Source organism: Geodermatophilus sp. FMUSA9-8 (assembly GCF_037034165.1).
Classification (GTDB): Bacteria; Actinomycetota; Actinomycetes; order Mycobacteriales; family Geodermatophilaceae; genus Geodermatophilus; species Geodermatophilus nigrescens.
Genome location: NZ_JBAGKE010000003.1, coordinates 423723 through 437088 on the forward strand (window position 1 = coordinate 423723; position 13366 = coordinate 437088).

Here is a 13366-nt window from a genome sequence, read left to right on the forward strand (position 1 = left end):
GCGGAGTAGAGGAGCTGGTCGTCCATGCGGGAGTCCCGCGCAGCCGCCGTCGTCACCGGCGTGTTCTTCCTGGTCGCGGCCGTCGCCGCGGTCGTCGCCCTCGCGCTGTACCAGCCGCTGCTGGGCGACCCGGGCTACGTCCTGGGCCCGGGTGCGGACACCCGGGTGCTGTGGGGGGCGTTCCTCGAGGTGGTGCTCGTCGCCGCCGTCATCGGGACCGCCGTCACGGCCTTCCCGGTGGTCGAGCGGCACGGCCGCGCGCTCGCGCTGGGCTACGTGGCCGGCCGCCTGCTGGAGGCCGCCGTCATCACCGTCGGGATCGTCGCCGTCCTCGCCGTGGTCACGCTGCGCCAGGACGCCGCGGGGACCGACGGCGGTCCGCTCGTGGGCGTCGCGCAGGGCCTGGTCGCGCTGCACGACGCGACGTTCCTCGTCGGCCCCGGCCTCGTCATCGGCGTCAACACGCTGCTGCTCGCCACGCTCGTCCACCGCGGCCGGCTCGCGCCCCGGCCGGTGGCCGTGCTCGGCCTGGTCGGCGGCCCGCTGGTGACCCTCTCGTCGACGGCCGTCCTCTTCGGCGTCTACGAGCAGGTCTCGGTGTGGGGCATGCTCGGCGCCGTCCCGGTGGCCGCGTGGGAGATCTCGCTGGCGGTGTACCTGATCGCGCGCGGCTTCCGCCGGCCGACCGTCCTGCCGGCCCGGTCGGAGCTCGTCCCCGCCTGACCCGTGACGGGCGGGCGGCGCCGGGACGCCGCCCGCCCGCGCGTCACACCCGGGCCTCGAGCAGCTCGGTGAGGTTGCGGTCGACCTCGTCGAGGTAGGTCTTCTCGAAGCCGAACAGCCCGAAGTGGCCCGCGATGCTCGGCAGCACGCGCAGCTCGCTGCCCGGGATGAGCGCCTGCTCGGCGGCGCAGTCGCGGACGGGGAAGAACATGTCCTCGTCGATCGGCATGACGAACGTCTTCGCCGTGATCCGGCCCAGCGCCTCGGCGAGGTCGCCGCCGGTGAAGCGGGTGACGTCGCCGCGCTGCCACTTCCAGCCCATGGTGAGCAGGGCGTTGGGGTCCATCGCGAGGAACGTGGCCTGCACGAACCGCTCCTGGAACTCCTCGAACGTCGACCAGGTGACGTCGGGGATCTCGATGTTCCGCCAGTACTCGGTCTTCCAGAACTCCGTGGACAGGCCGAGCACGGCCCAGATGTCGGCGTGCCGGCGCAGGCCGTCGGCGACGTCGGTGTGCGAGCGGTACTCGCCGCCGTTCCAGCCGGGGTCGGAGGTGATGGCGTCCATGAGCGAGCGGGTGAACAGGAAGTCGTGCGGGGTGTTCTGCGCGGTGCCGGCGATGGGCGCGGCGCGCAGCACCCGGTCGGGGAAGCGCACCGCCCACTCGTAGGTCTGCTGGGCGCCCATCGACCCGCCGACCACCAGCGCCCACCGCTCGATGCCGAACAGCTCCGCGGCCAGCTGCTGCTGCGCGCGGACGTCGTCGCCGATCCGCACCCGCGGGAAGCGCGACATGGCGATCTCGCCGTCGGTGTTGTGCGGCGAGGTGCACAGCCCGTTGCCGATCTGGTTCACCACGACGATGAACCAGCGGGAGGGGTCCAGCGCCCGGCCGGGGCCGATGTAGGTCTGCTCCCAGGTGGCGTGCGTGCCGCTGAACCAGGTGGGGATCAGGATCGCGTTGTCCTTCGCCGCGCTCAGCTCCCCGTAGGTGGCGTAGGCCAGCCGCAGGTCGGGGATGCGCCCGCCCTCCTCGAGGTCGAACCCGCCGAGCGGGTGCAGCTCGTAGGCGCCCTGCACCTCGGGCGTGTAGAAGGCGTTCTCGATCACGACGGCTCCCCTCGTCTGGGTGACCCGGCTCACTCTGGCCGACCGGGCGGCCGCTGACCAGGGGCGGGTTGACACCCGTGTCAGAGTCGACCGGTGGCACCGGTGCCCGACGGACTCGTGGCGGTCGTCAAGCGCGACTGCCCCACGTGCGCGCTGGTCGAGCCCGTGCTGCAGCAGCTGGCCGGCGCCGGCCCGCTCACCGTCGTCAGCCAGGACGACCCGGGCTTCCCCGCCGGGCTGCCCGTCACCGACGACCGCGAGCTCGAGGTGAGCTGGCGGCTGCGGATCGAGACGGTGCCCACGCTGCTGCGGGTCGACGGCGGCACCGAGACCGGCCGCGTCGAGGGCTGGCTGCGCAGCGCCTGGGAGACCTTCACCGGCGTCGAGGACCTCGGGCCCGGTCTGCCCGAGCACCGGCCGGGCTGCGGGTCGCGCAGCGTCGAGTGGGGCGTCGAGGAGGAGCTGGCCCGCCGCTACGGCGGATCGGTGCTCGCCGCCCGCCGGGTCGAGCTCGCCGACCTGGAGGACGACGTCGAGGCGGTGTACGCGCGCGGCTGGAGCGACGGCCTGCCCTGCGTGCCGCCCACCGAGGAGCGGGTGCTGCGCATGCTCGGCGGCACGAGCCGGTCGCCGGACGAGGTGGTCGCCGTCGTCCCGCCCGACCTCGTCGAGTGCACGGTGGAGAAGGTCGCTGTCAACGCGGTGCTGGCCGGGTGCCTGCCCGAGCACCTGCCGGTGGTGCTGGCTGCGGTCGAGGCGGCCTGCCGCGACGAGTTCGCGCTGCACGGCGTGCTGGCCACCACCTGGTCGGCGGGGCCGGTGCTGGTGGTCAACGGCCCGGTCACCCGGCGGCTGCGGATGAACTCCGGCATCAACGTGCTCGGCCAGGGCGACCGGGCCAACGCGACCATCGGCCGCGCACTGCAGCTCGTCGTCCGCAACGTCGGCGGCGGACGGCCCGGCGAGGTCGACCGCGCCACCCTCGGCAACCCCGGCAAGGTCGGCTGGTGCTTCGCCGAGGCCGACGACGGCCTGCGCCCCTTCCCGCCGCTCGCGGAGTCCCGCGGCGTCCCCGGCTCGGCGCTCACCGTCTTCGCCGGCGCCGGGCTCGTCCCGTTCCTCGACCAGCTCAGCCGGACGCCGGAGTCGCTGACCCGCACGCTCGCGCTGGTCCTGCGCACCGTCGGGCACCCCAAGGCCGCGCTCGGCATGGACGCCCTCGTCGTCCTCGGCCCCGAGCACGGCCGGGTGTTCCGGGAGGCCGGGTGGGACCGCGAGCGGCTGCTCGCCGAGCTGGAGCCGCTGCTGGTCCTGCAGCCCGACGAGCTGCGGCGCGGCACCCTGGGCATCGCCGAGGGGATGCCCGACGCGCTGCTCGACCGGCCGCTGCCGAAGTTCCGGCCCGGCGGGCTCCTGCTCACCTACGCCGGCGGCCCGGCCGGCATGTTCTCGGCCGTCATCGGCGGCTGGGCCAGCGGCGCGACCGGCAGCACGCCGGTCACCGTCCCGATCGAGGAGGCGTGATGGCACGGGTGCTGCTCGACCCGACGTCGGAGCGGCGGCCGGCGGAGCGCGTGCTGACCGCGCGGCCGGCGTCGCTGGAGGGCCGGACGGTCGGCCTGCTGGACATCTCCAAGAGCCGCGGCGACGTCGTCGTCGAGGAGCTGGAGGCACTCCTGCGGGCCGACGGCGTGCGCACCCTGCGCTACCGCAAGCCGACGTTCGCCCGGCCGGCGCCTGTGGACCTGCGGCACGAGATCGCCACCCACTGCGAGGTGGTCATCGAGGCACTGGCCGACTAGGGCTCGTGCACGTCGTGCAGTGTGCACGACATCGCCGACCTCGAGGCCCGGGGCGTGGTGGGGGTCTTCCTCGCCTCGTCGGAGTTCGCCGACGCCGCGACCGCCCAGTCGCGCGCGCTCGGCCTGGAGGTGCCGCACGTGCTCGTGCCGCACCCGATCCAGGACCGCACCGACGACGAGCTGCGCCGGCTGGCCCGCGACGCCTACCCCGCGGTGCTGGCCGCGGTCACCGCGGCGGTCCGGCCCGGCGGCTGAGCGGGACACCCGTGGGGACCCGGAGGACGTCCCCCGGGCCCCCGCGGGGCCGGCCTCAGCCGAGCGAGCAGGTGTCCAGCAGCAGCGGGTCGGTCCCGGCCCCGGCCGGGCGCGGGACCGTCGTGCTCGCCGGCGGCCGCGCCCCCTCCTCGACCCACGCGGTCAGCGCGTCGAACGCGGTGCGGAAGCAGGGCAGCATCGGCCGCAGGTGCGCCGGGTCGAGCGGCACCAGGCTGTCGACGTGGTTGCCGCCCTCGATGCGGTAGTAGCGGTGCAGCCGGTCCCGGTTCCGGTCGGCGGTCATCTCGGCGTAGACGTCGCTGTCGGTGCTGATGGGCAGCAGCGTGTCCAGGGTCCCGTGCAGGGTGAGCAGCGGCTTCTTGATCTTGCCGGTGAGGCTGACCCGGGCCAGCGCGTCGTGCGCGGCCTGCGAGCGCGGGTCGGCGAACCAGGCGTCGTAGCCCGCGTCGCTCGGGCACGGCGCCAGGATCGCGGGCAGGGTCGTGCCGGCGGTGGCCCCGGGGCAGGCCGGGTCGTACCCGGGGTCGAACTCGGCCCGGTAGGTCTTCTGCGTCAGCCCCCAGTACACCGTCCGGTGGTACTCCCACAGCGGCTCGGACCCGCGGGCGAAGCCGGCGGCGTACATCTCCTCCGCGGTCGCCTGCCCGAGCGTGTACCGCACGGCGGTCGGCAGGTAGGTGAACAGGTTGGGCCCGTCGGGGGTGAACAGGGTGCCCTCCCAGTCGACGCCGCCGTCGTAGAGGTGGGCCCGGTTCTCCAGCTGCCACCGCACCAGGTAGCCGCCGTTGCTGATGCCGGCCATGTAGGTCCGCTCCGGCGCCCGGCCGAGGTGCTCGCGGATGGCACCCTTGGCCGCGACCGCGAGCTGCGTGACCCGGTCGTGCCACTCCATGACGGCGTCCCCGGGCGCGACGCCGTCCCGGTAGAAGTCGACGCCGTTGTTGCCCTTGTCCGTCGAGGCGTAGGCGAAGCCCTGGGCCAGGACGAAGTCGGAGATCAGGAAGTCCGAGGCGTACTGCTTGCGGGTGCCGGGCGCGCCGCTGACCACGAGGCCGCCGTTCCAGTCGTCCGGGATGCGCAGGACGAACTGGCTGTCGTGGTGCCACCCGTGCAGCGTGTTGGTGGTGGAGGTGTCGGGGAAGTAGCCGTCGACCTGCAGGCCCGGCACCCCGGTCGGGTTCCGCGTGCCCGGCACGTGCAGGCCCGTCCAGTCGGCGGGGTCGGTGTAGCGGCCCGGGGCGGCGGTCTGCAGGCCCGCGGTGGTCAGGTCGGGCAGGCACGCGGTGACGCTGAGCTCGGCGCCCGGGACCTCGACCGTGTCGTCCGCGGCGCACGGCCGGGGTCCGCCGCCCGGGCCGCCCGGGCCGCCCGGCCCGCCCGGAGCGGCCGTGGCCGGGGACGCCTGCAACGCCAGCGCCGCCGCGATGCCGAGGGTGATCAGGGGGACGGTTCTGCGCTGTGTCACGAGGGCTCCTCCGTGCGCGACGATCGGCCGTGGTCCACGTCACATGCTGGGACCGGGCGGGCGACGGCGACAGGTGGCGGGCCCACCGCTCTGGCCGCCCGGGATGTGCTGTGCCCACACCCCCACCACACGGGGTGCCGCCCGCCGCCGCGGCGAGGATGATCAGGTGCCGCCGGGACCTGCGGTCCCCGAGCCACCGGGAGGAACGGATGAGCGACGACGTGCGGCTGGTGCGCCCGGAGGACCGCTCGGAGGGGCACCCCACACCGGGCATGCACCGCGAGCAGGCGGTGGCGACGGGCGGGCTGTGGGCCGGGCACGTCACCACCGAGGCCGGGGTGACGTCGGGCTGGCACCACCACGGCGACCACGAGTCGACGATCTACGTCGTCTCCGGCGCGCTGCGGATGGAGTTCGGCCCCGGCGGCGAGGAGGTCCTCGAGGCGCGGGCCGGCGACTTCCTGTACGTCGCGCCGCACGCGGTGCACCGAGAGGGCAACCCGGCGGGCGAGCAGTCGGCGATCGTCGTCTTCCGGGCCGGGTCGGGCGAGGCCGTCGTCAACGTGGACGGCCCGTCGCCCGCCTGACCGTGGACGCACGAGAGCCCCGGTCGGACACCCGACCGGGGCTCTCGCACGGGGTGGAGGTGGCGGGAATCGAACCCGCGTCCTGCGACGCATCACCAGGGCTTCTCCGAGCGCAGTCCGCTCTGCCTCTGCTCGGCCCTCCCGATCGCACGAACACGTCGAGATGACAGGCCCAGTCGCTGTTTGTTTTCCCGTGGGCGCCCGCGACCGGCGCTCACGGTGAGTCATCTAGCTGATGCCAGGATCCGGGCCGATGACGAGCCCGGGCTGACAGAGTCGCCTCGCTACTTAGGCAGCGAGGGCGAACTCGCGCTGACTGGAGTCGGCGCTTGTGTGTTTTCCGACGCGTGGTTAACGAGCTCATCGTCGGCTTCCTCGGCTCGCTTCCCCTGGTCACCCGACCGCAGTCGAGACCATTCACCCCCTGTGTAGTTGTGCACCCATCGTAACCGGGACGGCCACCCGGTTGTTCCCCCGCCGTCCCGGCGCGTTGGCGGCGCGCGCCGGCCCTAGATCCAGTCGCGCCGCTTGAACACCGCGTACAGGGTCAGGCTCACGCCCAGCATCAGCACCAGCGCGAACGGGTAACCGAGGTGCCACGACAGCTCGGGCATGTCGTCGAAGTTCATCCCGTAGACCGTGCCCACCAGGGTCGGCGCGAACAGGATGGCCGCCCACGCGGAGATCTTCTTGACCTCCTCGCCCTGCGCGATCGAGGCCTCGGTGAGCTCGCGGATCTCGTCGTTCTGCCGCTGCGCCACCAGGGTCGCGTTCACGGTGAGGATGTCGCGCAGCTGCAGCCGGAACGCCTCGATGCGCTCGGTCACCTGGGTGACGTGGTCGGCGACGTCGCGCAGGTAGCTGCGCAGCTCCTCGTCGACGCCGTACTTGTCGAAGCCGGCGGTGATCGCCGCGAGGATGCCGGTCAGCGGCTGCGCGGCGCGCTGGAACTCCAGGACCTCCTGCGACAGCTCGTAGATGCGCCGGGAGACACCCGGGTCCCCGCGGAAGACCTCGGTCTCGATCTCGTCGATGTCGTTGGCCAGGCCCGCGACGACCGGCGAGTACCCGTCGACGACGGCGTCGAGGATCGCGTAGAGCACCGCCTCGCTGCCCCGGCCGAGCAGGTCGGGCTCGCTCTCCAGCCGGCGCCGCACCCGCGCGAGGTCGGGCGACTCGGCGTGCCGGACGGTGATCGCGAACTGCCGGCCGAGGAACAGGTGCAGCTCGCCGAACTCGACCTCCTCCGCCGCGTCCAGGTAGCGCGCGGCCTTGAGGACGACGAACAGCGTGTCGCCGTAGCGCTCGAACTTGGGCCGCTGGTGGGCCTGGATGGCGTCCTCGACGGCGAGCTCGGGCAGCCCGTACTGCTCGGCGAGTTCCCCCAGCTCGGCGGGCTCGGGCCGGTACAGGCCGAGCCACACGAGGCGGTCGTCGAAGCCCTCGGTCAGCCAGTCGTGGCTCTCGGCCGCCGACGGCGGGGTCGCGACGCGCCGGCCGCCGGCGTAGACGGCGTTGTCGATGAGCTTGGACTGCCGCACCACCGGCGCGGGCGGGGGCGGCGGCGGGACGGGGCGCACCACCGGCGGCCGCGGGCGGCGGCCCAGGGTGGACAGGGCGGTGAGGGGCGCGAGGCGACGGTCGGCCATGACGGGCTCCCGGGAGGACGCTGGGCGGAGGACACAGCGGAGGTCCTCCACGCGCGGGCCCGGGGCGCGCGACGGCACCGGGAGCTAGGCGGGGAGGACCTCGGGACTGGGACTGGGGGGTTCGCTGCGCATGCGCTCGCCCTCCCTCCGTCGACCGGCGCCCGTCGTCGTCCGGGCCGTCGTCCATCGTGACACGCCGCCGGGCGTGCGGGCCCGCCGGAGACGGAGACTTCCCTCTCCGTTCACCCGGAGGATCAGACGCTGAGGACCAGGTCCACCATCACCGGGAGCAGGACGACGATCAGCAGCGCGCCGAGCACGTCGAAGGAGATGCCCGACCGGATCATCTTCGTGATCGGCACGACGCCGGAGCCGTAGACGATCGCGTTCTGCGGCGTCGACACCGGCAGCATGAACCCGAACGACGCCGCGAACGTGGCCGCGAGCGCCGGCACGAACGGGTTGATCCCGGCCGCCACGGCCACCGGGATGATGATCGGCACGACGACGGCGGCCGAGGCGGTGTTCGACGTCGTCTCGCTGATGACGATCGCCAGGATCACGGCGAACACCGTGATGGCGAAGGTGCTGGTCAGCCCGAGGGTGTCCGCCGAGCCGTTGCCGATGGTCTCGGCCAGCCCGGTGTCGGCGAGCAGTGAGCCGAAGATGATCCCGGTGCCGAACAGCAGGATCGTGCCCCAGTCGATCGTCGCGGCGTCGGACCAGTTGAGGGTGAACTCCCGCCGCTTCCAGTCGGTGGGCAGCAGGAACAGCAGCGAGGCACCGAGGACGGCGATGATGCCCTCGTCCATCCGGTCGCTGATGGTCGTGTAGAGGTCGGACTCGGTGCCGGCGGTGAGCGCGATGACGCCGGGGAAGATCCAGCACGCGACGGTGATGCCGAAGGCGATGAGCGTGTTCTTCTCCGCCCGCGAGACCGGGCCGAGCTCCGCCCGCTCGGCCCGCACGTACTCGTGCACGCCCTCGATGCGCTTGATCTCCGGCCGGTTGAGCAGCAGCAGGACGACGGCCAGCGCCACGAACATCAGCGCGCAGATCGGCAGCGCCATGAGCATCCAGTCGAGGAAGCCGATCCGCTCCCCCGTCGCCTCCTCGATCAGCCCGCGACCGATGAGGTTCGGCGGCGTCCCGACCGGGGTGATCAGCCCGCCGACGCTCGCGCCGTAGGCGAGCATGAGCATCAGCGCGACGCCGACCCGCAGCCGCAGCGGGTCGAAGTCCGGCGCGACCATCTCCTTGTCCTGCATGAGCTTGGCGATCACCGACAGGATGCCGATCGCCGTGGGCAGCAGCATCGCCACGGTGGCGGTGTTGGAGACGAACGCCGACAGCAGCGCGGTGATCAGCCCGAAGGCGATCACCACCCGCGCGGTGGAGGCCCCGACCCAGCGCATCGACAGGATCGCCATGGCGAACCGCCGCGCGACCCCGTGCTTGAGCATCGCCGCGGCGAGGATGAACGCGCCGATGAAGGTGAACACCGTCGTCGACCCGAGCGGGCCGACCGCGTCGTCGGCGGGCACCACCCCGAGGACGACGATCGCGCCGACGCCGATGAGGCCGCCGACCGGGATGGGCACCGGCTCGGTGATCCACAGGACGATGACGCCGAGCAGGATCGCCGCGAGCAGGTGCTGGTCGCGCGGCAGGTCCAGCGGGAGCAGCGCGAAGACGACCGTCACGAGCGGGGCGAGGAACAGCCCGACCGTGCGGCGCCCCTTCTCGAAACGCTCCTCCGCCGGGCTGAGCTGCTGCTCGCCCAGGCTGCGGTAGGTGGCCGACCCGCGGAAGGCGGCGTCGACGTCGGTGCGTCCTGCGGACCGTCCCGGCCGGTCGATCGTCGTCATGGCGACTCCTCCGTCGGTGTGATCCACACCATAGGGACGACGGCGCTACCCGGCGACCTCGCCGTCCGACGGCGGCACGCGCATCGCCACGAGGAACCGCGACACCATGCAGTAGCCGCCGACCAGCACGGACAGCTCCACGACCTGCCGGTCGTCGAGGTGCTCCCGCACCGCGGCGAACACCGCGTCGGGGACGTCGACGGCGCGGGCGGAGGCGTCGGTGAAGGCGAGGACGGCGGCCTGCGCGGGCGTCCACACCGGCTCGGCGGCGGGCTCGTCGGCGGGCTCGGCGGCGCGCAGCCGGCGCAGGTGCAGGTCGGTCAACCCGGCGCGGCGGCCGATCGGCTCGTGGGCGGTCCACTCGAACTCCGCCCCGGTGAGCACGGCGACCCGCAGGACGACGAGCTCGCGCAGGTCGGCCGGCAGCGTGGTGCCGCCGCGCAGGGCGCCGAGCAGCGCGTTCCAGCCCTCGGCCACCGGCGGGCTGTGCAGCAGCAGCCGGTCCAGCACGGTGAGCGTGCCGCCGCGCCGCGCACGCAGCAGGTCGGCGGTGGGCCCTTGGCCGGACGCCTCGGGCAGCCGGGCGGTCACCGGCCGGCGAAGACGCCGGCCGGGTAGGCGCCGTTGGCCACCAGCGTGCTCGACAGCGCCTTGCCCAGGGCGATCACGCGGGCGGTGCGCTCGGGGCCCAGGTGCGCCCAGGGCGCGGTGGACAGCGCGTCGGTCTCGGTCTCCAGGTCCGCGCGCAGCTGCAGGCCGGCGTCGGTGAGCCGGTCGCCGTCGAGCAGGCCGCGGCCGGCCAGCCGCGCGGCGGCGGCGTCCCACTCCTCGTCGCTCCAGCCGCGGGTGGCCTTGGCCGAGGAGGGCAGGAAGCCGCGGCCGGTGGCGGTGTGGCTGACCAACGCCTCCAGGCCCGACAGCTCGTGGCGCACGAGGACGGCGACGTGCCCGTCGCCGCGCCACTCGCGCAGCAGCGAGGCGGCGTGCCAGAGCCGGCTCACCGGGTCGGCGGGCCACGCGAGGTCGGCGTGGCCGGCGTAGAGCGGGCGGCCCTCGGCGGTGAGCACCGTGCAGGCCTCGACGAGCAGGTCGCCGAGCTCGCCGACCTCGGGCGCGGCCGCGGCCTCCTCGCCGCCGAGCAGCCGGGTGAGCGAGGCGCGGGCGGCGGCGAACCGCGCGGCCACCACCTGCTCGGGGGTGGCCAGCGTCCACGCCCGCGGGACGTGCCGCGCGACGATCGCCGGGGAGAAGTTGGAGAAGGTCGCCGTCACCACGCCCGGGCCGACGGCGCCCATCGGCGCGGCGCGGCCGGCGAAGTAGACCATCCGCCCCGGCCGCAGCCCGGCCGCCGTCAGGTGCTGGTCGGTCTCCGGCACGAAGTACACGTGGTTGTGCAGGGGCTCGACGGCGCGGTACGCGCGGGCGACGAGAGCGGGGTCGAGGACGGGCTGATCGGCGCTGACCATGCCGGCGACCCTAGGCCGGGGCGGCCGGGCGGCGGAACAGCAGGTAGTCGCCGTCCTCCCCCGCCGGCGCGAAGCCGGCGGCCTCGTACAGCGCCCGGGCCGGGTTGTCGCGGTGCACGCCGAGGCGGACCTCGGCCAGCCCGGCCGCGCGGGCCTGCGCGGCGACCACCTCCAGCAGCCGGCGGCCGTGCCCGCGGCGGCGGTGCGGCGGGAGCACCTGCACGGTGACGATGAGCGCGGCGTCGCCGTCGGGCGTCCACATGACGAACCCGGCCGGCGCGCCGCCGTCCTCCAGCACCGTGGTGCGCGCGAGGTTCTCGCGCCACAGCGCCCGGTTGCGGTCGAGCGCCGCCGTCCAGCCGGCTTCCTGGTCGGGCTCGACGTCGCGGACGTAGGCCCGCTCGGCGTCCTCGACCAGCGGCAGGTCGTCCTCCCGCGCCGGGCGGGTCACCCCGCGGCCGGCGGGACGACGTACGCCCAGGCGTGGTGGGTGCGTGCCACCCGGAAGCCGACCCGCTCGTAGAGGGCGAAGGCGCCGGTGGTGTTCTCGGTGTCGACGTCGAGGGCGGCCTGCGCGTACCCGGCCTCCTGCGCGGCGGCCAGCGCCGCGGCGATCGTGGCCGAGGCGACGCCGCGGCCGCGGGCGGGCGGCAGCACGCCGATCTGGCCGAAGTGCGCGGTCCGGATGCCGGTGGCGCGGGTGTCGGCCTCGTACTCGTAGGTGAGCACGTAGCCGGCGACCGCGCCGTCGGTGAGCGCGAGCACCGACAGGTCCGGCCGGAAGGACTGCCGGCCGGTGAACCAGTTCCGCCAGGCCTGCTCGTCGCGCTCGGTGGAGCCGTGGTGCTCGGTGAAGGAGGCGTTGTGCGCCCGGCGGATCTCGTCGTCGCGGTCCCAGGTGAAGGGCACCAGGTCGACGCCGGGCGGCGGCGCGACGGCGGGCAGCCCGGTGAGCGGGCGCTCCATCGACGCGAAGAGCCGCTCCACCTCGAATCCGGCGTGCCGCAGCATCGACTCCAGCGACGTCATCGCCGGCCAGACGGAGGTGACCAGCCGGGCGGGCAGGCCGGGTGGGCCGAACTCGGCGTGCTGCTCGGCGCCGCGCCGCAGCTGCCAGGACAGCAGCGCCCGGCCGACGCCGCGGCCGCGGACGTCGGGGTGCACGCGGCCCTCGGTCCAGATGCGGAAGGCGTCGCGGCCGCCGCGCGGGGCGATCGACGTCGCCCAGGCCACCAGCCGGCCGTCGGCGTCGACCACGGCCCGGCCGTCGCGGGGCAGCTCGACCAGCTCGCGGTCCCACCACTCGGTCAGGTCGGCGGCGTCCTCGTGCTCGCCGGTGTCGTCGACGGCCTCGGCCGCTTCGAGCAGCTCGGCCGCGGCGGGGGCGTCGTCGAGGGTGAGCGGGCGGGCGGTGAGGCCCTCGGGCAGGCCGGTCACGTCGCCGGTCACGTCGCCGGTCACGTCGGTGGGCAGCAGGTCGGGCACGGGACCCGAGGCTAGGCGGCGCCCTCCGGTCCCGGCGACGCATTTCCGAGCCGGACGAACAGGCAGAACGGGTGCCCGGCCGGGTCGGCGTAGACCCGCACCAGCTCCTGCGGGTCGTCGTACCCGCCGATCCGCCGGGCGCCGGCCTTCTCGGCCAGCGCGCAGGCGGCCTCGAGGTCGTCGACCAGCAGGTCGAGGTGGGTCTGCATCTGCTGGGTTCCCGGCTCCGGCGGCCAGACCGGCGGCGCGTGGTCGGGCTCGAGCTGGAAGGACAGCCCGGTGCCGCCGTCCTCGGGACGCAGCGTGGCCCAGTCGTCGGTGTCGTCGCGGACCGGCCAGCCGAGCAGCCGCTGGTAGAAGCGCGCCAGCCCGCGCGGGTCGGGGGTGCCCAGGACGGCGGCGGCGAGTCGGATCGTCACGGGCTGCCGCTACCCGGCCGGCGGCGCGGTGAAGACGACCGCCCAGTGCCCGTCGACCACCCGCTCGAGGTCGGGCCGGCGCACCAGCCCGGCGGCCAGCGCGGTCCGCCGCGACCCGGTGTTGTCCACGGTGGTGAACGCCAGCACCGGCACGTCCGGCTGCCGCCGCCGGGCGTCGGCCACCACCGCGCGCGCGACCGCCGTCGCCACGCCCCTCCCCCACACCTCGGGGGCGAAGCGGTAGTAGAGGTTCAGCACCGGCACCCCGTCCCAGGCCGACGTCCGGACGCCGGAGAAGCCGACGACGCGCCCCTCGCCGGTCTCGACGGCGGAGTAGCCGAAGCCGTGCCGCTCCCAGTGGTCGAGCCACTCCGCAGCCGGTCCCGGCTGGCCGCGACGTCGGCGTCCGGGCCGGCCGGGTTGTGCCGGTTGGTCCGCGGGTCGCCGTGGACGGCCCACACCGCGGGGAGGTCGTCGGTCACCGGGCGGCGCAGCAGCAGCGGGCCGATGGCGGT

Annotated in this window: 13 protein-coding genes, 1 other RNA gene and 1 pseudogene; 4 read left to right on the forward strand and 11 right to left on the reverse strand. The window is 74.6% G+C overall.

The window, feature by feature from the left end:
• The first annotated feature begins 24 nt into the window (after positions 1 to 24).
• On the forward strand, positions 25 to 723 hold the full coding sequence (locus WA616_RS09290; protein WP_336029125.1) for a DUF4386 domain-containing protein: 699 nt from the start codon (positions 25 to 27) through the stop codon (positions 721 to 723).
• 43 nt (positions 724 to 766) lie between these two features.
• Here WA616_RS09290 and WA616_RS09295 read toward each other — a convergent pair whose 3' ends face one another.
• On the reverse strand, positions 767 to 1834 hold the full coding sequence (locus WA616_RS09295) for an alpha/beta fold hydrolase (protein WP_336029127.1): 1068 nt from the start codon (positions 1832 to 1834) through the stop codon (positions 767 to 769).
• A 93-nt stretch (positions 1835 to 1927) separates the two neighbouring features.
• Here WA616_RS09295 and WA616_RS09300 point away from each other — a divergent pair, with 93 nt between their 5' ends.
• Positions 1928 to 3358, forward strand: coding sequence for a thioredoxin family protein (locus WA616_RS09300; RefSeq protein WP_336029129.1), 1431 nt, complete (start codon positions 1928 to 1930; stop codon positions 3356 to 3358).
• Positions 3358 to 3891 (forward strand): annotated as a pseudogene (locus tag WA616_RS09305) (UGSC family (seleno)protein). The gene WA616_RS09300 and the pseudogene WA616_RS09305 overlap by 1 nt, the downstream one beginning before the upstream one ends.
• Positions 3892 to 3946: 55 nt before the next feature.
• Here the strand turns inward: WA616_RS09305 and WA616_RS09310 are convergent.
• Positions 3947 to 5377, reverse strand: coding sequence for a tannase/feruloyl esterase family alpha/beta hydrolase (locus WA616_RS09310; RefSeq protein WP_336029131.1), 1431 nt, complete (start codon positions 5375 to 5377; stop codon positions 3947 to 3949).
• Between the two features lie 209 nt (positions 5378 to 5586).
• Here WA616_RS09310 and WA616_RS09315 point away from each other — a divergent pair, with 209 nt between their 5' ends.
• A complete protein-coding gene (locus WA616_RS09315) occupies positions 5587 to 5964 on the forward strand; it encodes a cupin domain-containing protein (protein ID WP_073418887.1) in 378 nt (125 codons plus the stop codon).
• Between the two features lie 51 nt (positions 5965 to 6015).
• Here WA616_RS09315 and ssrA read toward each other — a convergent pair.
• The 9 genes from ssrA to WA616_RS09360 all read right to left on the reverse strand — a co-directional run bounded on the left by ssrA (position 6016) and on the right by WA616_RS09360 (position 13310).
• Positions 6016 to 6389, reverse strand: a transfer-messenger RNA (tmRNA) gene (ssrA, locus tag WA616_RS09320).
• Between the two features lie 84 nt (positions 6390 to 6473).
• Positions 6474 to 7613 (reverse strand): magnesium and cobalt transport protein CorA, encoded by a 1140-nt coding sequence (locus WA616_RS09325; RefSeq protein ID WP_336029133.1) that lies wholly within the window; start codon positions 7611 to 7613, stop codon positions 6474 to 6476.
• Between the two features lie 254 nt (positions 7614 to 7867).
• Positions 7868 to 9481, reverse strand: a complete 1614-nt coding sequence (locus WA616_RS09330; protein WP_336029135.1) for an SLC13 family permease — start codon at positions 9479 to 9481, stop codon at positions 7868 to 7870.
• 45 nt (positions 9482 to 9526) lie between these two features.
• Entirely contained in the window at positions 9527 to 10072 is a 546-nt protein-coding gene (locus WA616_RS09335) for a carboxymuconolactone decarboxylase family protein (RefSeq protein ID WP_336029138.1), read from the reverse strand.
• Positions 10069 to 10947 (reverse strand): SCO6745 family protein, encoded by an 879-nt coding sequence (locus WA616_RS09340; RefSeq protein WP_336029140.1) that lies wholly within the window; start codon positions 10945 to 10947, stop codon positions 10069 to 10071. The genes WA616_RS09335 and WA616_RS09340 overlap by 4 nt, the downstream gene beginning before the upstream one ends.
• A 10-nt stretch (positions 10948 to 10957) precedes the next feature.
• Complete coding sequence (locus WA616_RS09345) at positions 10958 to 11398, reverse strand: GNAT family N-acetyltransferase (RefSeq protein ID WP_336029142.1); 441 nt, start codon at positions 11396 to 11398, stop codon at positions 10958 to 10960.
• Positions 11395 to 12432, reverse strand: coding sequence for a GNAT family N-acetyltransferase (locus tag WA616_RS09350; RefSeq protein WP_336029144.1), 1038 nt, complete (start codon positions 12430 to 12432; stop codon positions 11395 to 11397). The genes WA616_RS09345 and WA616_RS09350 overlap by 4 nt, the downstream gene beginning before the upstream one ends.
• A gap of 11 nt (positions 12433 to 12443) precedes the next feature.
• Entirely contained in the window at positions 12444 to 12851 is a 408-nt protein-coding gene (locus WA616_RS09355) for a VOC family protein (protein ID WP_336029148.1), read from the reverse strand.
• A 9-nt stretch (positions 12852 to 12860) separates the two neighbouring features.
• A complete protein-coding gene (locus tag WA616_RS09360) occupies positions 12861 to 13310 on the reverse strand; it encodes a GNAT family N-acetyltransferase (protein ID WP_336029150.1) in 450 nt (149 codons plus the stop codon).
• Positions 13311 to 13366: the final 56 nt, after the last annotated feature.